General features: G+C 49.3%; 19 protein-coding genes and 2 pseudogenes. 13 read left to right on the top strand and 8 right to left on the bottom strand.

All coding sequences use genetic code 11. The annotated features are described in order from the left end of the window. A pseudogene (locus tag GZ1_RS19690) lies at nucleotides 1–146 on the top strand (sporulation protein YhbH); the annotation flags it as partial. A 72-nt stretch (nucleotides 147–218) separates the two neighbouring features. Here GZ1_RS19690 and GZ1_RS14835 read toward each other — a convergent pair. Next, nucleotides 219–911 (bottom strand): DUF8580 domain-containing lipoprotein, encoded by a 693-nt coding sequence (locus tag GZ1_RS14835; protein WP_015373986.1) that lies wholly within the window; start codon nucleotides 909–911, stop codon nucleotides 219–221. Nucleotides 912–1,177: 266 nt separating this feature from the next. Between GZ1_RS14835 and GZ1_RS14830 the strand changes: the two genes are divergently transcribed. Further along, entirely contained in the window at nucleotides 1,178–2,155 is a 978-nt protein-coding gene (locus tag GZ1_RS14830; RefSeq protein WP_033005858.1) for a LacI family DNA-binding transcriptional regulator, read from the top strand. A 58-nt stretch (nucleotides 2,156–2,213) separates the two neighbouring features. On the opposite strand, the gene GZ1_RS14825 is transcribed toward GZ1_RS14830, so the two are convergent. Beyond that, a complete protein-coding gene (locus GZ1_RS14825; protein WP_060788776.1) occupies nucleotides 2,214–2,894 on the bottom strand; it encodes a response regulator in 681 nt (226 codons plus the stop codon). A gap of 62 nt (nucleotides 2,895–2,956) precedes the next feature. Continuing rightward, entirely contained in the window at nucleotides 2,957–4,534 is a 1,578-nt protein-coding gene (locus tag GZ1_RS14820) for an ATP-binding protein (RefSeq protein ID WP_060788775.1), read from the bottom strand. 312 nt (nucleotides 4,535–4,846) lie between these two features. Between GZ1_RS14820 and GZ1_RS14815 the strand changes: the two genes are divergently transcribed. The 5 genes from GZ1_RS14815 to GZ1_RS14795 all read left to right on the top strand — a co-directional run bounded on the left by GZ1_RS14815 (nucleotide 4,847) and on the right by GZ1_RS14795 (nucleotide 10,854). After that, nucleotides 4,847–5,893: a TRAP transporter substrate-binding protein gene (locus GZ1_RS14815; RefSeq protein ID WP_060788774.1), complete on the top strand. Its 1,047-nt coding sequence runs from the start codon at nucleotides 4,847–4,849 to the stop codon at nucleotides 5,891–5,893. A 294-nt stretch (nucleotides 5,894–6,187) separates the two neighbouring features. Further along, a complete protein-coding gene (locus tag GZ1_RS14810) occupies nucleotides 6,188–7,450 on the top strand; it encodes a dicarboxylate/amino acid:cation symporter (protein ID WP_033005861.1) in 1,263 nt (420 codons plus the stop codon). A gap of 281 nt (nucleotides 7,451–7,731) precedes the next feature. Further along, entirely contained in the window at nucleotides 7,732–8,559 is an 828-nt protein-coding gene (locus GZ1_RS14805; RefSeq protein WP_013523009.1) for an aldo/keto reductase, read from the top strand. Nucleotides 8,560–8,709: 150 nt separating this feature from the next. Then, the gene (locus GZ1_RS14800) at nucleotides 8,710–9,402 is read left to right on the top strand and encodes a zinc metallopeptidase (protein ID WP_011230067.1); all 693 of its coding nucleotides are present in this window, start codon (nucleotides 8,710–8,712) and stop codon (nucleotides 9,400–9,402) included. A gap of 111 nt (nucleotides 9,403–9,513) precedes the next feature. Beyond that, nucleotides 9,514–10,854 (top strand): hemolysin family protein, encoded by a 1,341-nt coding sequence (locus tag GZ1_RS14795; RefSeq protein WP_033024759.1) that lies wholly within the window; start codon nucleotides 9,514–9,516, stop codon nucleotides 10,852–10,854. A gap of 74 nt (nucleotides 10,855–10,928) precedes the next feature. On the opposite strand, the gene GZ1_RS14790 is transcribed toward GZ1_RS14795, so the two are convergent. Further along, the gene (locus tag GZ1_RS14790; RefSeq protein WP_060788773.1) at nucleotides 10,929–11,828 is read right to left on the bottom strand and encodes an RluA family pseudouridine synthase; all 900 of its coding nucleotides are present in this window, start codon (nucleotides 11,826–11,828) and stop codon (nucleotides 10,929–10,931) included. A 138-nt stretch (nucleotides 11,829–11,966) separates the two neighbouring features. Between GZ1_RS14790 and GZ1_RS14785 the strand changes: the two genes are divergently transcribed. Beyond that, entirely contained in the window at nucleotides 11,967–12,365 is a 399-nt protein-coding gene (locus tag GZ1_RS14785; protein WP_033005141.1) for a YhcU family protein, read from the top strand. Between the two features lie 35 nt (nucleotides 12,366–12,400). Here the strand turns inward: GZ1_RS14785 and GZ1_RS14780 are convergent, their stop codons facing one another. Together GZ1_RS14780 and GZ1_RS14775 are read right to left on the bottom strand one after the other, a co-directional pair. Next, nucleotides 12,401–12,877 (bottom strand): thioredoxin family protein, encoded by a 477-nt coding sequence (locus tag GZ1_RS14780; protein ID WP_033005137.1) that lies wholly within the window; start codon nucleotides 12,875–12,877, stop codon nucleotides 12,401–12,403. Continuing rightward, on the bottom strand, nucleotides 12,874–13,311 hold the full coding sequence (locus GZ1_RS14775; RefSeq protein ID WP_021322732.1) for a disulfide formation protein C: 438 nt from the start codon (nucleotides 13,309–13,311) through the stop codon (nucleotides 12,874–12,876). The genes GZ1_RS14780 and GZ1_RS14775 overlap by 4 nt, the downstream gene beginning before the upstream one ends. Before the next feature lie 173 nt (nucleotides 13,312–13,484). Here GZ1_RS14775 and GZ1_RS14770 point away from each other — a divergent pair, with 173 nt between their 5' ends. After that, complete coding sequence (locus tag GZ1_RS14770; protein ID WP_013146282.1) at nucleotides 13,485–13,931, top strand: CBS domain-containing protein; 447 nt, start codon at nucleotides 13,485–13,487, stop codon at nucleotides 13,929–13,931. A 115-nt stretch (nucleotides 13,932–14,046) separates the two neighbouring features. Beyond that, nucleotides 14,047–15,804 (top strand): phospho-sugar mutase, encoded by a 1,758-nt coding sequence (locus tag GZ1_RS14765; protein WP_015373995.1) that lies wholly within the window; start codon nucleotides 14,047–14,049, stop codon nucleotides 15,802–15,804. A 47-nt stretch (nucleotides 15,805–15,851) separates the two neighbouring features. Here the strand turns inward: GZ1_RS14765 and GZ1_RS14760 are convergent, their stop codons facing one another. After that, complete coding sequence (locus GZ1_RS14760; RefSeq protein ID WP_013146280.1) at nucleotides 15,852–16,109, bottom strand: YhdB family protein; 258 nt, start codon at nucleotides 16,107–16,109, stop codon at nucleotides 15,852–15,854. Between the two features lie 180 nt (nucleotides 16,110–16,289). Between GZ1_RS14760 and GZ1_RS14755 the strand changes: the two genes are divergently transcribed. Next, entirely contained in the window at nucleotides 16,290–16,538 is a 249-nt protein-coding gene (locus GZ1_RS14755) for a hypothetical protein (RefSeq protein WP_060788772.1), read from the top strand. 29 nt (nucleotides 16,539–16,567) lie between these two features. Here GZ1_RS14755 and GZ1_RS14750 read toward each other — a convergent pair whose 3' ends face one another. Continuing rightward, the gene (locus GZ1_RS14750; RefSeq protein ID WP_013523015.1) at nucleotides 16,568–17,173 is read right to left on the bottom strand and encodes a DedA family protein; all 606 of its coding nucleotides are present in this window, start codon (nucleotides 17,171–17,173) and stop codon (nucleotides 16,568–16,570) included. Nucleotides 17,174–17,321: 148 nt separating this feature from the next. Here GZ1_RS14750 and GZ1_RS14745 point away from each other — a divergent pair. Further along, nucleotides 17,322–18,128 (top strand): annotated as a pseudogene (locus GZ1_RS14745) (SpoVR family protein); the annotation flags it as partial. 280 nt (nucleotides 18,129–18,408) lie between these two features. Next, complete coding sequence (locus GZ1_RS14740; RefSeq protein ID WP_060788771.1) at nucleotides 18,409–20,280, top strand: DUF8451 domain-containing protein; 1,872 nt, start codon at nucleotides 18,409–18,411, stop codon at nucleotides 20,278–20,280. The last annotated feature ends 35 nt before the right edge of the window (nucleotides 20,281–20,315 follow it).

Here is a 20,315-nt window from a genome sequence, read left to right as displayed (position 1 = left end):
AGTACAACCGCCATTCCACGCTCATGTCGGCGTATCGCAATATTAAAGACGAAAAATTCCGCTATTATATTTTGAAGCAAAAATCGGATGTGTTCCATGCGATGAGAACATTTTTCCGCAAAGAAGAAAGCAAGCAGCTCGTTTGACCCTCTTCATATGGCGAAAAGAGGGTTTTTCTTTTTGGAAAGGCGGGAGGGCGAGGCCCTCCCTAAAATAAGTTATTGCTTTTGCAGCGTCGCCGCCATGGCGAGTACGGCGCCAAGCACGTCTTCGTTGCTTGGAGCGTGCACGGTCAATAGCATCGGCGTTGGTTGGGCGCTGGCGATGACATGAACGGTGACACCGTCCGCTTGGGCAGTGTACCAAACGGCATCAGCGAACGGCTTAGGCAATCCGTTCGTTTGTTGGCGGGCGGCGTTGGCGTCAACCGCTTGGGCATGTTCTTGCGCTAGTTGCTCGTAGTTTGTTTCCCCCTCCGAAAGCAAGCGGATGCGGGCGAATGCGTCGCCATGAAGCAAGACATCGGCGCCCGGTTCTTCGGCGTCAAGGGTCCATCCTTCCAAAACATAGAGGGAAAAATGTTGATTGTCGCTCGTTTGCAGCGTTGCCGTTTTCGTGATGGTTTGTTTCCCTTCTTGATAGGACAAGGAAACGGTCGGTTGTGAAGCAGCAGATTGCTCTTCTTTTGTCGTTGATTGCTCTTCCTCTTTCCCGGTTGGTGATGTTTGCTCTTTTGCTTCTTTCGAGGAAGAATGTTCTGTGGATGACGGCGCATCAGACGATGGTTTTGGATCGTCGGCTGTCTGCTCTTCCTTTGCCGCCTGTGTCGTCTCGTGCTCTTTCGTTCCACAGCCAACCAGCAAGACGGAGGCGACAGCGAGAGAGAACAACAGTTTCCAGTATCGAATCATGTTCATTCCTCCCTACGTTCCATATACCCCCCATTATACCAATTGAAACGGTGGAAACAAACAGACTCGTTTCCCTATTTTTTTGTTTGTTTCGCGTGCAAGGCGATATGCGCCCCGCCCCAAACAGCGGCGACGAGCAGAATGAGTGAAGCCAATCCGCAAAGCATGCGGTCACCTCCTCGTGTATACTAGAACTAGATGGCAGGATGAATGTAATGTATGAAACGCGTTTCAAGTCAAGAGCTTTTATGGAGGGAAGTGGGAACGTGGCGAACATCCGTGATTTGGCGAAAGAAGCGGGTGTGTCGGTGGCCACTGTATCGAGGGTATTGAACGGATATCCGTATGTGAGCGAGGAAAAGCGGAAGGCAGTTTGGGAAGCAGCCCAGAAGCTTCAATATGTGAAAAATATTCAAGCCGTTCACTTGGCGAAGGGAAGGACAGCGATTGTGGGGGTCATGCTTCCGTACATTCACCATCCTTATTTTTCCGCTGTAATCGAAGGGATTTCCAAAGAGGCGCTTCGTTATGGCTACCAGTTGCTTTTGTTTCAGACAAACTATGAGGTGGAAAGGGAGCTTGAGGCGTTGGAACGGCTGCGGATGAAGCAAATGGATGGGTTGATCGTATGTTCCCATGAAGTGGACTGGGAAGCGTTTGCGGCTTATCAGGAAGACGGTCCCATTGTTTTATGTGAGCAGGTGGAAAGGTATGATTTTTTCACTGTCTATATCGATCACTACCAAGCGTTTGTCCAAGCGCTTCGCTACTTGATCAAAAAGGGGCACCGGCGCATCGGTTATTGCATCGGAAGAATGACCGGGCCGAACAGCCAAGCGAGGGCAGGGGCGTACCAGGATGTGTTGCGTGAAGTCGGCGTCCTTCCTCGTCGGCAGTGGGTTTTCGATGGTTGTCTATTTCTTGAAGATGGAAAGCGGGTTATGGAGCAATGGATCGCGATGGAGGAGAGGCCGAGCGCGTTGCTTGTGACGAGTGACCAAGTGGCGGCCGGAATCGTGCTCCATGCGCGCCGAATCGGGGTGCGCATTCCAGATGAGCTTGCCGTTATTGGTTTTGATAATGATCCATTGGCCGAAATGCTGGGCATTACAACCGTGGCACTCCCCCATTTTACGCTCGGGGAAAGAGCGTTCCGCCTTCTTCACCATTGGCTGGAGACAGGCCGTGTGGCGCGAAAACAGGAAGAGCTGCCTGCCCGGTTGCTGGTGCGGGATACGGCATAATAAGGCCTGGCTTTCCGTCTCTGACAACCAGCTTAAAGCCAAGTGAAACGGCGTCGTGTTATGTTGCTTTCAGATGGTACCGATTCACTGGTCGTCCGACGCCGCCGTATTGCACATCGAGCACGACTTTTCCTGTTTTCTCAAGGTACTCCAAATAGCGGCGGGCGGTGACGCGGGCGATGCCGACTCCTTCGGCCACTTCCTCGGCGGAAACAGGGAAGCGGTGCCCGCGCAAATAGGCGATCACTTTTTCCAATGTGACCTCATTCAGTCCTTTCGGAAGCTCGGAGGACGGTCCGGCCGATTGTTCAGTCGCCCGCCTTAGGGCATCGAGTTCCACCTGGGTGAGCGATTCCTTTTCCGCAAGCGAACGGCGGAACGTCCGGTAGTTTTCCAACGCCTGTTTGAGCCGTTCAAATTTAAACGGTTTCACAATGTAATCGAAGGCGCCGTTTTGCAGGACGCGGCGCACCGTTTCAATGTCGCTCGCCGCGGTAATGGCGATGATATCGACTTCATGGCCGCGGGCGCGGATTTGTTTTAATGTTTCAAGGCCGTCCAGCTGCGGCATGTAAATATCAATCATCGCTAAATCGGGACGGAGTTCGTGAACGAGGCGGAGCCCTTCTTCACCGTTTCCAGCGAGGCCGATGACGGTGAAGCCGTCGACTTGTTCAATCATTTGCCGATTCACTTCTTGCACCATCGGGTCATCCTCGATCAACAACACGCGATACATAGCCTTTTCCTCCTTCGTCTCGACGGGGGTGTCTTTCGCGGCCGCCGTTGCCTAAATGGACCTCACATGTCAAAGATCACCGTAAACACCGTTCCTTTCCCCTTTTCCGACTGCACATCGATGCGCCCGTTTCCCTTTTCCACAATTTGCTTCACCAAATACAAGCCGATGCCTCGACCGCTCTCCCCTTTGGTTGAAAAGCCTTCATCAAAAATGCGGTTGATATGCTCACGGGCAATGCCTTGGCCGTTGTCTTCGACCGAGAGGGAACAAATGTCTTCATTTTGTTCGATGCTGATGTAAATTTCTTTTTCCCGGTCGGTTACATCACGGAACGCGTCGAAGGCGTTTTCAATTAAATTGCCAAGGAGAACAACAAAATCATGGTGATCGAGATGCGGCGGAAAGCGGTGCAGCCGGCTGTGCCGATCGATGGTCACGCGGATGCCGAGCTCCTTGCCGCGGCGGATTTTGCTTAAGAGCAATCCAGAAATGCTTTCGTCCTTAATGTTGCGGCTTAAAAACTGTGTCAGTTCTGCTTGTTCCTCCGTGACTTGGAAGACGTACTCGAGCGCCTTTTCGATATGGCCGAGCTGGATGAGGCCGGCGATCGTATGAAGCTTATTCATGTATTCATGATTTTGCACGCGCAAGGCGTGGACAAACGCTTTGACGCCCGTCAGTTCTTCGGCGAGTCTCTTCACTTCCGTCCGGTCTTGGAAAATGGCGATGGCGCCGACCGTTTTCCCGTTGACTTTGATCGGGATGCGGTTGCTCCAAATCGTTAAATTGCCGATCTGCAACTCCTTATTGTAAATCGGCTTGTTTACTTCCAAGATTTCCGGAAGGTGTGTGTCCGGAATGACGGAACGGATCGACCGGCCGATGACATCCCCTTTGACGCCGAGCATTTGTTTTGCCCGGTCGTTGAAGATGGTAATGTTTTCATCGCTGTCAATGGCGATGACGCCTTCGTGCATGGCGTTAAACGCTTCCGTCCGTTCGATCAGCAGCTTGGCGATCTCATGCGGTTCCAGCTCAAACATTTGCCGCTTGATATGGGAGGCGAGCAGCCATGCACCAATTCCACCGACAACGAGCGACAAAACGACCGCTACGGCAGCTTCTTCTTTCAAAGAATCAATGGCTTCAAAAAACGTCGGCAACCGGTAGGCGGCGATGACGACGCCAATTTGTTCGTGATCGCTGTTCATAATGGGAACGAAGGCGCGAATCACTGTCCCGATTTCCCCGCGGGCTTTGGAAGTGTACGTATGTTCGGCAAATGCCGGCCCCTCATCAGCACCGCGGGAGATCGTGCCGATCATTGCCGGAAGCGGATGGGAGAGGCGCACTTTGTTCATATCGAGAACGACGATATAGTCGGCGCTGTGAATGACGCGCACCCGCTCGACGACCGGATTGATCAGCGCCCGGCTTTGTTTGTTTCCGACAATATGGCGCCTGACTTCGGGCAGCTCGGAGACGGTGCGCGCGGTCAATAAGGCACGCTGGCTGAGTTCCTCCTCCTTTGTATGGAAAAAGTCGCTGATGATGAATACACCGCTCAGCAACATGGAAAAGCTGACGATGGCGAAAATCAACATCGTAATTTTCCAGCGAATCGGCAGCCGGTTCATGGCGGAACTCCTTTTTGGCAGTCGTGATGGCTGTTGGACATGCCATATGAATCGGGAAAGGAATAAATCAACGTTTTTTTCATTATACCAAATCTTCTTGAATGGAAAGAAACGAAAGGTGTAAAATGGCGGTGGGGAACAAATATTCTGCCCGCCAGCATAGAAGATGGTGCATACGTAAGGCGTGGCGATTGCTGCTTTCAAACCGAATCGGTGGGCTCCAGCCGCTTTTTTGCTTCAATGATTCGAGTCGGCGGGGAGCATTCCGTTGGAGTGCCATTTTAGCAATAGGATGGAAGAATGGTGTGAACAATGGGGAAAAAGTGGAGAGCATGGACAATCCTTTTGTTTGTCGGCCTCGGTCTAGTCGGCTGGGCAGCTAGCCGTCAACTGGGACGTGAACCACTTGTTTATGACGACGAGCAAAAAGGATTGGAAAAGCAAATCATTATTTATTTCAGCCATGTCGTAGCAGAGAATACGCCAAAAGGGCTGGCGGCGCAAAAGTTTGCCGAGCTTGTCGAGCAAAAAACAAACGGCCGCGTCAAAGTCGAAGTGTTCCCGAACGGCTCGCTTTATTCGGATGGGGAAGAGCTTGATGCGCTGTTGCGCGGCGACGTGCAAATGATCGCGCCATCATTTTCAAAGGTGACAGAGCTTGTCCCCGAATGGCAAGTGCTCGATTTGCCGTTTTTGTTCCGCGATGAGGACGACGTGCGCCGCGTGTTTACTGGAAAAGTGGGCGCCGAGCTGCTTCGGATGCTGGAGGCAAAAGGAATGAAAGGACTGGCGTTTTGGAGCAATGGATTTAAGCAAATGATGAGCACAACCCGTCCGCTCATCGCCCCTGACGATTTTCGCGGCTTGCGTTTTCGCATTATGCCGAGCGAAGTGATTGAAAAGCAGTTTCGCTTGCTTGGCGGTGAACCGATTGCCGTTTCATTTGACCGCGTTTATCAGGAGCTTGAACAGCATAAGTTTGATGGGCAGGAAAATACGATTTCCAATATTTATTCGAAAGGGTTTTACAAATTTCAACCGTATATTACGATCAGCAATCACGGATATCTCGGGTACGCCGTCATGATGAATCAGTCATTTTGGGACCATTTGCCGAAAGACATCCAGCAAAAAATAACCGAAGCGATGGCTGAAGCAACACAATGGAATTTGCAGGAGTCAAAGGCGCAAAACGAACGGGAATTGAACGAATTGCGCCAGCGCGAGGACGTCCATCTCTATGAATTATCCGAGAGGGAGAAGTGGGAATGGGAGCGAAAGTTCGCCTCGCTGTATGAGGAGTTTGCCAAACGGTTTGGGGCGAGATTATTGGAGGAAATTCGGGAATCCGAGAAGTAGGGGAGCTGTCCCAAAAGAGCGGTAATGCTTCTGCCGGGGCAACATGGAAAAATAGACCACCGCGAAAAACCTGGTAAAACCAATGGTTTCAGAGGTGGTCTCTTTCCCGTGCTTCGGTTGCATTTCATCAAAAAGGGGCTTTTGAGCCAGCCCCTTTTTTTGTTGGTCCTTGCCGAAATAGGCCATGACCAAAAAGACCAAAACGACCATTATCACCATAATATTTTGATTTTATGCTTTTTCCTTTATGATGATGTTGAAAGCGTTGTCAAGACAAAGAAAGGAGTGGGAGAAATGCGGAGCAAATTTAAAAATTTAACTGTGCAAGTCATTATCGGTATTATTTTAGGGATTATCGTCGGATTTTTATTCCCGGAATTCGGCACGAAGCTGAAAGTATTGGCCGATGGGTTTATTAAGCTGATTAAAATGGTGATTGCGCCGATCATTTTCTTCACCGTCGTCATCGGGATCGGCAATATGGGCGACTTGAAAAAGGTCGGCCGCATCGGCGGCAAGGCGCTCATTTATTTTGAAATTGTCACGACGTTTGCGTTGGCGATCGGGATTGTCGTCGTCAACCTTGTCAAACCAGGGGTTGGGTTTCATACCGATGCAGTAAAAGGCGGCGACATTTCACAATACACGAAACAAGCGGAAGAAACAAGCCACGGTTTTGTTGATTTCATTTTAAGCATCATTCCCGACAACGTCGTTGCCGCGATGGCGAGCGGCCAACTGCTTCCGGTGCTCTTCTTCGCCGTGTTGTTCGGTTTAGCGGCTGCCGCGCTTGGGGAAAAAGCAAAACCAGTGATTTCCTTGTTTGAACGGCTGGCGGAAATTTTCTTCGGCGTCGTCAACGTGGTAATGAAGGTGTCGCCGATCGCCGCGTTCGGCGCGATGGCGTACACGATCGGCACGTTCGGCCTCGGATCGCTCGTGTCGCTCGGTAAATTGATGGGTTCTGTTTACATTACGATGGCGCTCTTCATTTTCGTCGTGCTTGGCGGGATTGCCAAGTTTTATGGGTTTAACATCTTTCAGTTTCTCGCTTATATCAAAGAGGAACTGTTGCTTGTTTTGGGCACGTCTTCGTCTGAATCAGCGCTGCCGCGGCTGATGGAACGTTTGGAAAAATACGGGTGCTCGAAATCGGTTGTTGGTCTTGTCGTTCCGACAGGGTATTCGTTTAACCTAGACGGCACATCGATTTACTTGTCGATGGCAGCTATTTTCATCGCCCAAGCGTACGGCATTGATTTAACCATTTGGCAAGAGCTGACGTTGCTTGGCGTCTTAATGCTCACCTCGAAAGGGGCAGCAGGGGTTACCGGTTCCGGCTTTATTACGCTGGCTGCAACGTTGGCAGCATTTCCGATGATTCCGGTCGAAGGCATCGCCTTGTTGCTTGGGGTTGACCGCTTCATGTCGGAAGCGCGGGCGATTACGAATATTATCGGCAATGCTGTAGCGACAGTGGTTGTTTCGAAAATGGAAAACGAGTTTCATCCGAACGAAGCTGAAGTGGAGCGCGCCTCGATGAGCGTGGCCAAATAAGAGTCAGGAGCGCTCTGCAAGTCCCATTGACAGCTTTTCCGTTCGCATGTTTCTGACTGCGTCGGGAAAGGCGCCGCACGCTGCAAATCGCCGAATGGATGAAAAAAGGAATGCAATGACAGCGCGAGGGGAACGTTTCCCCTCGTTTTTGCGTTGATTTTCCCCTAAAGAAAGAACAAGAGGGACGCGGGGAAGCGAGAAAGGAGAGCAAGCATATATTTTGATTTTCTTTCCCTCTTTTCCCATAATGAAACTATAATGACGCTCGAGGAGGAGAGGATATGAACGGTCTGCAAGATTGCGCCACTTTGCATAACGGGGTGAAAATGCCTTGGGTCGGCCTTGGCGTTTATAAAGTCAAAGAAGGGAAGGAAGTAAGAAGCGCGGTGCGCACCGCGCTCGAGATCGGCTACCGCCACGTCGATACAGCCGCTTTTTATGAAAACGAAGAAGGTGTCGGTCAAGCGATCCGCGAATCCGGCATTCCTCGCGAACAAGTGTTTGTGACGACGAAAGTGTGGAACACCGACCAAGGGTATGAGACAACGCTGAAGGCGTTTGACAAAAGTTTGAAAAAACTCGGGTTCGATTATGTCGACTTGTATTTGGTCCACTGGCCGGTGAAAGGGAAGTATAAAGAGACGTACAAGGCGCTGGAAAAGTTGTATAAAGACGGTTATGTGCGCGCGATTGGAGTGAGCAACTTCCAAATTCACCATTTGCAAGATGTGATGGCTGACTGCGAAATTAAGCCGATGGTCAACCAAGTCGAGTATCACCCGCGCCTGACGCAAAAAGAGCTGCTTACGTTTTGCCGGGAAAACGGCATCCAGCTTGAAGCATGGTCGCCGCTCATGCGCGGGGAAATTTTAAGCGAACCGACGATCGTTGACATTGGGCGCAAGTACGGGAAAACGCCGGCGCAGGTGGTGTTGCGCTGGGATTTGCAACACGGCGTTGTGACGATCCCGAAGTCGGTGACGCCGGCGCGGATCAAGGAAAACGCTGATATTTTTGATTTCTCGCTGACCGACGAAGAAATGAAACAGATCGACGCGTTGAACTTGAACAAACGGGTCGGTCCTGACCCAGACAATTTCAATTTTTGATGTCCCCATCAGCCAAATAGCGCCTCGATGCAGGCGCTGTTTTTTTTTTTTGAAACCGGAGCGGGCCGTTTGACGTATGAAAAGGTGAGCAAGTACAATAAATAATAGTATACACATTTGATGAACATTGAAAAAACGGAGGGTGCTGTGATGCTATTCCATCCGATGGATATTTTCATTTTTATCGCCTTCCTGATATCGCTTTGGGCGCAATGGAAGGTATCAAGCAATTTCAATGCCTGGTCTGAAGTTCCAGCCTCATCGGGGTTGACGGGGGCGGAAGTGGCGCGCATGATTTTAGACCGCCACGGGCTGCACCATGTGCCGGTGGAGGTCGTGCCAGGGAGATTGTCCGACCATTATGATCCGATTTCCCGCACGGTCCGTTTGTCGGAGCCGGTCTTTTATGGGCGTTCAATCGCTTCCATTTCCGTTGCCGCCCACGAGGTTGGCCATGCCGTTCAACACCAGCAAGGCTACGCGGCGCTCGTCCTTCGCCACCGGATGTTTCCGATTGTGAACTTCGCTTCGGGCGTTGCGCCGTTGTTGTTGCTCGTTGGATTTGTGCTCCATCAATTTTCGCTGATTGGACTCGGCATTTTGTTTTTCTCGCTGGCGGTGGCCTTTCAAATCATTACCTTGCCGGTGGAGTTTAACGCGAGCGCACGGGCGAAGCGGTTTATGCTGGCTGAAGGGTTGATCGCCCCAAATGAAGCGCGAGGCGTAAACAAAGTGCTTGGCGCGGCGGCGCTGACATACGTCGCGGCAACGTTGATCGCCGTGTTTGAACTGCTGAAATATGTGCTCATTTTCACCCAAGGGAACAATAATGAGGAATCGTAACATATTGGGCCGCCTAAGGCGGCCCAGCGGCATCATCGTCTATCAGCTGCAATGGAAACTTTTGTGTGCAGGAGGTGTAACCTGGGCGCTTCATCCGCGCTCGGAGACGAATTGGATATAGCCAGTTTGCTGTTGGTGGCGTTTCTCATCGCTTGCACCGCCTTTTTTGTCGCTTCTGAATTTGCGATCGTCAAGGTGCGCAGCTCGCGCATCGATCAGCTTGTCAATGAAGGGAATCGACGGGCGGTCGCGGCGAAAAAAGTGATTTCGAATTTGGACGGCTATTTATCGGCGAACCAGCTCGGCATTACGCTCACCTCGCTTGGCCTTGGCTGGCTCGGGGAGCCGACGGTGGCGCGGATGTTGCTGCCGCTGTTTGAACGCCTCCATTTATCGGAATCCGTCTCCCACTTTTTAGCGTTTATCATTTCGTTTTCGCTCATCACCTTTTTGCATGTCGTCGTCGGTGAATTAGCGCCGAAGACGTTTGCCATTCATAAGGCGGAAGCGATTACGCTGTTTACGGCTCAGCCGCTCATCTGGTTTTACAAAATCATGTATCCGTTCATTTGGACGCTCAACAACTCTGCGCGGCTCGTGACGCGCCTGTTTGGCCTCAGGCCGGTGGCGGAGCATGAAATCGCCCACTCTGAGGAGGAGTTGCGCCTCATTTTATCAGAAAGCTACAAAAGCGGGGAGATCAATCAGTCAGAGTACCGCTATGTCAATAACATTTTTCGTTTTGACGACCGCATAGCGAAAGAAATTATGGTGCCGCGCAAAGAAATTGTGGCGCTCGATATTAACAAAAGCGTCAAGGAAAACTTGGACATCATTCGCGAAGAAAAGTATACGCGCTATCCGGTCATTGACGGCGATAAAGACCATGTGCTTGGACTCATCAACGTGAAAGAGGTGTTTACGGACTTTATTGCCAATCCGTCCAACGAAAAGCAGATGAAAGACTATATCCGCCCGATCATTCAAGTGATTGAATCGATCGCCATTCACGATTTGTTGGTCAAAATGCAAAAAGAACGCATCCATATGGCGATTTTGGTCGATGAATACGGCGGCACGTCTGGACTGGTTACAGTCGAGGACATTTTGGAAGAAATCGTTGGCGAAATCCAAGATGAGTTTGATATCGATGAAACGCCGCTGATTCAAAAAATGGACGATCGATTTATCTTGGATGGCAAAGTGTTGATCAGCGAAGTGAATGACTTGCTTGGGCTGGACATTGACGATGATGACGTCGATACGATCGGCGGCTGGATTTTAACGAAGCATTATGATATCAAACCAGGCGAGAGTGTCGAAATCGATGGCTACTTGTTTACGGTGAAGGAAATGGATGGCCATCATGTGAAATCGCTGGAAGTGGCAAAAAAAGAGCCGAGCAAAGAGGAGGAGGCGGCAGGCGCCGAAGAGGAGGAGTTGCGTTTGTAAGGCAGACGGGGGCGTCTGCCTTTTCTCGTTTCGGCCGAGAAATCCCCTCCTCCATTGAAGGACAGCAGGGTAGATCAATGGTAAATGCGCGAAAGGTCGGTGGGAAAATCGCTTGTTGGCGCGAGACAAATGACCTCTTCGTTTGTAAACGGATGGCGGAACGTTAGCTTAGCGGCATGAAGCGCATGGCGATGAAACACTGGTTTGCCGCCATAAAGCACATCGCCGACGAGCGGATGGCCGAGATGGGCCAAATGGACGCGGATTTGGTGCGTCCGTCCAGTCTCGAGAGAAAGCTCAACAAGCGATGTTGACGGGAATGTTTTGATGACGCGATAGTGTGTCACCGCTTTTGCCCCCGTCTTCGAGACGCGCCGGCGCGTTGGATGGTGGCGGTCGCGGCCGATTGGCGCGGAAATGGTTCCTGATTTCGGGGACAAACGACCGTGAACAAGGGCGACGTACGTCCGCTTGATGGCACGGTGGGCGAGCATCCGATCGAGCGTCGCACCGGCAAGCGGGTGTTTGGCAAATAAAATCGCTCCCGACGTGTCGCGGTCAAGTCGGTGAATGTGGCGCACTTTTGTTAAAATTGCCTGCGACTGCAAATAAAACGCGACCGCATTGGCGAGCGTGCCGGTTTGCCCCGGTTCGGACGGATGAATGTCGATGCCGGCTTCTTTGTTCAAGACGAGCAGATGGTCGTCCTCCCATAAAATCGAAAGCTCCCGATATTCTGGAACGATGAACGACGGCTCGGGCTCATATGCGTAAAGCTGAAGCCGGTCGCGTTCGTTGAGCACCGTCTTCCAGGGAACAGCCTGGCCGTTCAGTTTGACGCCGTGTTCCATCCGCCAACGGTGGGCGAGCTTTTTCGAGGCGGCCCATACGTCTTTCAGGAGCTGTTCAATCGTCAAACCGCTCCACCAGCTAGGGATGATGCATTCCAGCCAATCGCCTTTTCTTGTCCACAAAGGTTGTCACACTCCCAATTGTTTGTTAGCTGTGGAAACACTTTCTACCCCTATCCTTGCGCGAGATATGGTACACTCATAGTATCGTCTTCATGATGGAGAACGCAAGCATTGCGGCGAGAAAAGGTGGTATGGACGTTGAAAATGATGTATGCAGCGACTCCGGAACAAGAGCATTACATGCAGTATTTGCTCAACTACTTTTATACCGATGTGTTCCCGTATTACTTCGATGACGAACAAATCCGTCAATTTGAGGAGTGGGGCATTCTTTCGTTAGATCACGAACATGTGGCATATAATGGAACAATGAAGGAGGCTTTCCAAATCATTTCGGCGCTGCAGTCGCTCATTACCGTCATCGAATATATGGGGGAACATGGAGAGTGCGACCAATATGAATGGCTGTTTGCCCGCAACCAAAAAATTTTGGCTCGTCATGGAATCACCTTTCCATTTCGGGCCAAGCAGTTTCTCCATAAGCGGGCGATGCCGTGCAGCATGTATGTTCCCGCTGTGAACCAGTGGGTGATGTAGGGCAAGGGGCTGCGTCTTGTAAAAGGCGCAGCTCCTTATTTTTTTGGCATTGGCAGTGAGGCAAACCATCGGCGAAACGTTTTTTCATCATGGTATCCTTCGATGCGTTTTGCCTCTTTGCCGTTTTCATAATGGACAATGGTCGGGGTTGCTTCAATATGGTATATGTCCCAACCGTCTTCAAATTCGAGCAAGTTGAACAGCTTTAAATCGATGCCAAGCTCCTTTGCGAGCGGCACGACGATCGGCGTTGTCCGGTGGCAGTGCGGGCATGTCGGGCTGTAAAAGTAAACGGTGAGCGTCTTGCCGTCAGCCAGCTGCTGTTTCAACTCCGCGGGCAAAATAATGTTGCGGTAGTTCGGGTCGTCAAGTTGGGCGACAGTGGCTGGGTTCAGCTCGCTTTTATGGTAAGGGTTGTTGCTTGCGGCTTCTTTTTGTTCGTACATCGTAATAAACGCGATCGCAGCGAACAGGACGACAATGATGCCGCCAAATGCGAGCAGTTTTTTCAACGTTCGCTCTCCTTTCTTTGCTGGCGCATGACGGTCCAACTTAACAACATAATGATCATAAAGGCAGTGAACGCCAAAAATGGAATGGTGATAAATCCAAGCCAGTTTATATATTGCCCTGTGCACGGAATGCGGCTGCAGCTGATGGCGTATTCTTGAAGCAGCGGAATTTTTTGCAATCCATAATGATACAGAGAAATACCCCCGCCAATCAATGACAGTGTGAAGCTATAGCGAGCTGCCGCAGCGTCTTTGCGCACAATGGCGATTCCTAAAATCACGACTTGCGGGTACATAAAAATGCGTTGAAACCAGCAAAGATCACAAGGAATAAAGCCGAGCACTTCAGAAAAATAAAGGCTTCCGAGCGTGGCGATGAGCGCGGTCGCCCATGCGGCCAAAAGCAAGTTCTCCGCACGTTTTTCTCGTTCCATGTTCTCTCCTTCTTCCCATCATGTTCCCGATCTTGCCTCCGTTAGCTCCATTATAAGGGATGGAAAACGGCACGTCCATTCATAACCGGCAAAGGGCAGGAAAGAAAACAACATTTTCTATCTATATCGCTCGACAAACGAGCCATACTAATCGGTGAAAGGGGAGGATCACATTGACGAACAACAGCGGAAACAAAGTGCAGGACATTATGACGAAAAACGTCGCAACGATTTCGCCGAACCAAACGGTGCAAGAAGCAGCGCAAATCATGAGCCAAAAAAATATTGGGGCGCTTCCGGTTGTGGAAAACGGGCAAGTCAAAGGGATGATTACGGACCGCGATATTACGTTGCGTGTTTCGTCCCAAGGAAAAGACCCGTCGACCGTCAAAGTAGCGGAGGTCATGACGAACCAAGTCGTCACCGGTACGCCGAATATGAGCGTACAGGAAGCCGCGAATGTCATGGCCCAACATCAAGTTCGCCGTTTGCCGATCGTGGAAAACAACCAGCTTCAAGGCATTGTTGCGTTAGGCGATATTGCGACGAACAGCGCATCAAACGAAGCGGCTGAACAGGCGTTGACGAGCATTTCCGAACCGTCGCAGCCGCAAGGGTAATGGGGGAAAAGGATGCCCACATTTTTTCCAGGGCATCCTTTTTCTTTTGGCAGGTATATTGTATGATGGGAGCGAATACATAAACAGGGAAAATGAAAATCAAGGGGGAACAGCGATGGAGTGGAGACAAAAATACGAACAATGGCTGCGTGAGCCGCAGCTCGATCCGGAATTGAAGCGGTTGTTGGAACAACGCCGCCATGATGAACGATGGCTGGAGGATTGCTTTTACAAAAATCTCGAATTCGGCACCGGCGGCATGCGCGGCGAGATTGGCCCGGGGACGAACCGAATGAACATGTATACGGTGCGAAAAGCGTCGGAAGGATTGGCGCGATACATACAATCGTTTGGCGATGAGGCGAAGCAACGCGGGGTCGTCATTGCCTATGACTCCCGGCATAAGTCGCCGGAATTTGCGATGGAGGCGGCGAAAACGTTGGCGACGAACGGCATTCAAACATACGTGTTTGATGAATTGCGTCCAACGCCGGAACTGTCGTTTGCTGTTCGCTATTTGCGGGCGTTTGCCGGCATTGTCATCACCGCTAGCCATAATCCGCCCGAATATAACGGCTATAAAGTGTATGGAGAGGACGGGGGACAGCTGCCGCCTGCTGTCGCCGACCAAGTGATCCGCTATGTCAATGAAGTCGAAAATGAGCTCGCCATTCATGTGGAAGATGAGAAAACGTTAAGAGAAAAAGGCCTTATTCGCATCATCGGAAGCGAAGTCGATGATGCTTATATCCATGCGGTCAAAACGATTTCCATCCATCCGGAGCTCGCTCGGGAAACGGCGATCCATATCGTGTTTACGCCGCTTCACGGCACGTCAAACAAACCGGTGCGCCGCGCGCTCGCTGAGCTCGGCTACCAAAACGTCTTTGTCGTCAAAGAGCAGGAGCTGCCGGATCCGAATTTCTCGACGGTCGCCTCGCCCAATCCGGAAGAACACGCGGCCTTCGCCATGGCGATGGAGTTGGGCAAGCAAGTGAACGCCGATCTGTTGATCGCCACCGACCCGGATGCCGACCGGCTGGGCGTGGCGGTGAAAAATGACAAGGGAAACTATGTCGTGCTGACCGGCAATCAAACCGGCGGCTTGTTGCTCCACTATTTGCTGTCGCAACGAAAAGCTCAAGGCACTCTGCCGGAAAATGGTGTTGTCTTAAAAACGATCGTGACGTCTGAATTGGGTCGGGCGATCGCCCAATCGTTTGGTCTTGAGACGGTCGATACGTTGACCGGTTTCAAATTCATCGGTGAAAAAATAAAGGAATACGAGCAAACAGGGCAATATGTGTTCCAGTTCGGATATGAGGAAAGCTATGGGTATTTGATCGGCGATTTTGTCCGTGACAAAGATGCCGTGCAGGCGGCTGTCCTCGCGGCGGAAGTGTGTGCGTTTTATAAAAAGCAAGGGCTATCGTTGTATGAGGCGCTCTTGCAATTGTTTGACCAGTACGGCTATTACCGCGAGGGACAACGATCGCTCACGCTGAAAGGCAAAGAAGGAGCAGAGGCGATTGCCGCGATTTTAGCGTCGTTCCGCCAACAGCCGCCGGTGGAGGCCGCGGGGAAAAAGGTGACGGTGATTGAGGATTACAAAACGAAAGAGCGGACGAACACGTTGACCGGCGAAAAAACGGCCATTAATTTGCCGACATCCAATGTGCTCAAGTATATCTTGGAGGATGGCTCGTGGTTTTGTCTGCGTCCATCAGGGACGGAGCCGAAAATGAAGGCGTACTTCGGCGTCAAAGGGACGTCGCTGGGGGACAGCGAAGAAAGACTAGCGCGCTTAACAGAAGCCGTCATGCAACGCGTAAAGGATGTGCTTAGCACCGTTTCGCCTTCTTATGCGCAATGATCAGCACAATCTGCGGGGAATTGGCATCGGCCAATTCCCCGTTCGTTTTACGAGTAAAACTGCGCGTACTGCTCGACTCCCATTTTTTGTTCGCTCACTTCAAGCGCATGGTCAATATAGCGAAGCAAGGCGTGCAACCGCTCCTGGATGACGGAGTAGTCATGTTCAAAATTATAAGCGTGGAGAAACTTTTCAATTTTTTTCGACAGAATATCATCAGGCGTACGCACCATTAAAATGAGCAAATTGTCCCATTCGGAGCGATGCGTGTAATAGAGCGCCTTATCATAGTCGACGGTGTTCAAGCGGCATGCCTCCTTTATCAAGAAGGAGTCATTGTTAGTGTATGACGGCGGGGCGTTTTGTTGCCCTGTAAATGTTGCGACAGAAGGCAAAATATAAATTATAACCGAAATGAAAACGAAAAAGGAAAAATAAATGTTGCAATTTTGTGACAAGGATAGTATCCTCAAAATAAGGGGATGATGAGAATGAACAAACGGCACGAAGGGCAAGAAATCATCAACATGTGCAAATGGATGGCGTCAGTGGGATTGATTGTCGGAGTTGTACTGTTTTTGCTTAGTTTTATCGCAAGCGCTTACAACAAAGACTATTTCTTGACGATCATCAGTCTCAGCATTATCGGGGCCTCGATGTTTATGTTCGGATTCGGCCTGTTTATGGGTCTGCTGACGGAAACGTACCATCGCGGCCCGCGCGAGAACGTATAGCGCGCATAGAGAATGAAAAACACCGGAGATTAGCCCGGTGTTTTTCGCTTTTGCTGGATGTACCAATAGAAGATGGCGAAACCAAGAGCGACCAAAAAGACTGGAAATAAGAATGGACGGTAGGCATGGATGTACTGCTTGACGGCCATCCAGCGGCTTTCAAAATAGGCGCCGATCGTCAAAAAGACAGCGACCCACACCATCGCCCCGCTGTAGGCGAACAAAGCAAACTTTCTCCAACGGTAGGCGTTCATGCCGGCCCAAAAGGCGGCGAGATGCCGAACGCCGGGGATGAAATAGCAAATGAACAATACCGCTGGGCCGAGCTTCGAAAAAAGCGCTTTCGTTTGCTCGAGCCGCTTCTCCGTAAGATGAAGCTTCGGACCAAATTTATGCAAAAACGGCAGCCCGAGCGTAATCCCGAGCATATAGCTGAGCGAGATGCCAATGATGGCTCCAAGCCAGCAGGAAAGAAAAGCGAGCGGATACGAAAACGCCCCCGTTGAAACGCGGTAACCGGCATATGTCAACAGCAGCTCGTCGGGGATCGGCAGCCCGACGATGCCGAGCATCAGCGCAACCATAATGCCGATGTAGCCAAAATGTTCAATGAAATGATGCCAATATTGATGCAAACGATCACCACGCTTTATGGAAATATGTCGTGTACAACACAAATTATAACGGACGGCAGGCAGAAATGGAAAGCATGGGCAATGATTCAACGTATCAAAATTTCTTTTCCCTCATACATTGTGATAAGAGGAAAAAGGGGGGAGATGGATGCGGAAGGGCGAGCTGAAAGAGCTGGAACGGGCCATTGCGGAAATTACGGAAATCGCAGAAGGATTTGGGCTTGATTTTTACCCGATGCGCTATGAGATTTGCCCGGCGGACATTCTTTATACGTTTGGCGCTTACGGGATGCCGACGCGATTTTCCCACTGGAGCTTTGGGAAACAGTTTTACAAAATGAAGCTTCATTATGATTTAGGGTTAAGCAAAATTTACGAGCTCGTCATCAATTCGGACCCTTGCTACGCGTTTTTGCTCGATACGAATACGCTCATCCAAAATAAGCTGATCGTCGCCCATGTGTTGGCTCACAGCGACTTTTTCAAAAACAACGTCCGCTTCAGCAACACGAAGCGCGATATGGTGGAAAGCATGGCGGCGACAGCGGAGCGGATCAAGCATTATGAACATCAATACGGAAAATTGGAAGTGGAAAAATTTTTGGATGCCGTCTTGGCCATTCAGGAGCATATCGATCCCTCGCTCCTGCGGCCGAAGCTGTCATGGACGTGGGAAGATACGGAAGTGTACGAAGAGGAGGAGCCTCCGAAAACATCGACGCCGTACGACGATTTATGGTCGCTTGACGAGCGAGACAAACTGAAAACGCCGCCGCGAAAAAAACGGCGCAAGTTTCCGCCGCAACCGGAAAAAGATGTGCTATTGTTCATTGAAGAATACAGCCGCGAACTGGAGGATTGGCAACGCGACATTTTAACGATGATGCGCGAGGAAATGCTTTATTTTTGGCCGCAGCTGGAGACGAAAATCATGAACGAAGGATGGGCTTCGTTTTGCAAAGGAGCTTAAATATGTAAATGAGAAATCACTTGTATACGAAAGTGATTTTTTTATTTTAAATATTGCACATTTGATTAATGGTTTGCTGCATGGTTCGATAATGTTTAGTGATCATGCTAAAATAACATTTGTAATACATTTTGTCCTGGTGAACCATAAATTTCTTTGACAAATGGAAAATTGTATAATTTGTTGAATGTTAAAAGGATTGTTTCTTTTCGTTGTCAAATAATTTGTAGTAAATATTAGAAATTTAAAGGGGATATATGGCGGAATGGATGCGAAGGATTTGTTACGTATTATAGACGATGGGGAAAATGCCGAATTGGAATGTAAAGCAGCCAAAGGTGGTCTGCCGAAAGATGTTTGGGAAACGTATTCTGCTTTTGCAAATACAAATGGCGGTATTATTTTGCTTGGGGTCGAGCAAAAAGGACAAGAGTTTTTCCCAGTCCATGTTGATGCAAAAAAGTTAGTTAAAGACTTTTGGGACGGAATTAATAATCCACAAAGAATTAGCAAAAATATCTTAGTGGATCGAAATGTAGAAATTGTTGAAGTTGACGGAAAAGAAATCGTGAAAATTTATGTTCCAAGAGCTTCACGTGAGGACAAGCCAATTTATATTGGTCATAATCCTTTTACAGGTACATATCGCCGCAATTATGAAGGAGACTATAAATGTACAAAAGAAGAAGTACAGCGAATGATAGCGGATCAATCTCCAATTCCTCAAGACAGCAAAGTTCTTCCCAATTACGGTTTAAATGATTTGAATATGGAATCGGTGAGAAGTTATCGAAATCGCTTTTCTTCTTTGAAACCAGATCATCCTTGGAATGGTTTAGAACTGAAGGACTTTTTATATAAAATTGGAGCTTTGGGAAGGCTACGCGAAACCAACGAGGAAGGGCTAACATTAGCCGGGTTGCTCATGTTTGGGGAAGAGCGCAGCATTACAGAGTATTTACCGCAGTATTTCTTAGAATATCGGGAAAAGAGTTCGGATGTGCCGGGGGAGAGATGGACAGATCGGATTATTTCTTCCGACGGCACTTGGTCGGGGAATTTGTATGATTTTTATTTTAAAGTGATCCGCAGACTAACGGATGATTTAAACATTCCTTTTCAAATGGAGGGGCTTTTTCGCAAGGATGATACAAGGGTGCACGCTGCTCTTCGTGAGGCTTTAGTCAATACGTTGGCTCATGCCGATTACTACGGGCGACGCGGAATTGTTATCGAAAAGGAAAAGATGTTATTTCGATTTTCCAACCCGGGTGTTCTTCGGATTCCTTTGCAACAAGCACTGAAAGGTGGAATAAGTGATCCGAGAAATCCAACGATTTTTAAAATGTTTATGTTAATCGGACTTGGTGAACGGGCAGGGTCGGGGATTGAGAATATTCATTTGGCGTGGAAAGAACAACATTGGACTGCCCCAGAATTAATTGAAGAATTTCAGCCGGATCGCACGATTCTTACGTTGCGAACAACTTCATTATTACCGCAGGAAAGCGTCGATTTTCTAAAAGCAGTTCTTGGGAAACATTATAAGTTTTTAACCAATGATGAAGTATTAATTTTAGTGACGGCACATCAAGAAAATTATGTGACCAATACGAGATTGCAAAGCCTGACAGATAAAAAGAGTGATGAAATAAGCAAATTATTATCCGGACTGGTGGAAAAAGGATATTTAGAACCAAATGGACAAGGAAGAGGTACAAAATATACGCTAACGGAAATGTTTCATCAAAAGTCTATAGGGAACTCCAGATATAATCGGATAAGCTCCGGACCTAATGTTAATAACTCCGGACCTAACGCTGCTAACTCCGGACCTAACGAAAACGAACAAACAAAAGATCATGAAAAAGTGCTATTGGATATTTCTGAATTGGCAAGAAAGAAAAAGAGATTACATCCTTCCGAAATGGATGAGATCATTTTAAATCTTTGTGCAATTAAGCCGTTAACGCTCAAAGAATTAAGTGAATTACTGAATAGGCAGATGGATCCTCTTCGCAAAAAGTACATTTCACGATTGCTTAGGGAAGGAAAGTTAGAACTGCTATATCCGGAGCAAGTAAATCATCCGAAACAAGCATATATGACACGATCTCTTTTTACAAACCAGCATTAGGATATTGGATTCCTAATGCTGGTTTATTGTTATTA

The sequence above is a fragment of the Geobacillus zalihae NBRC 101842 genome, assembly GCF_001544135.1.
Classification (GTDB): domain Bacteria; phylum Bacillota; class Bacilli; order Bacillales; family Anoxybacillaceae; genus Geobacillus; species Geobacillus zalihae.
The sequence above is the reverse complement of the archived record's forward strand: the minus strand, read 5'-3'. Positions and strand labels throughout refer to the sequence as shown.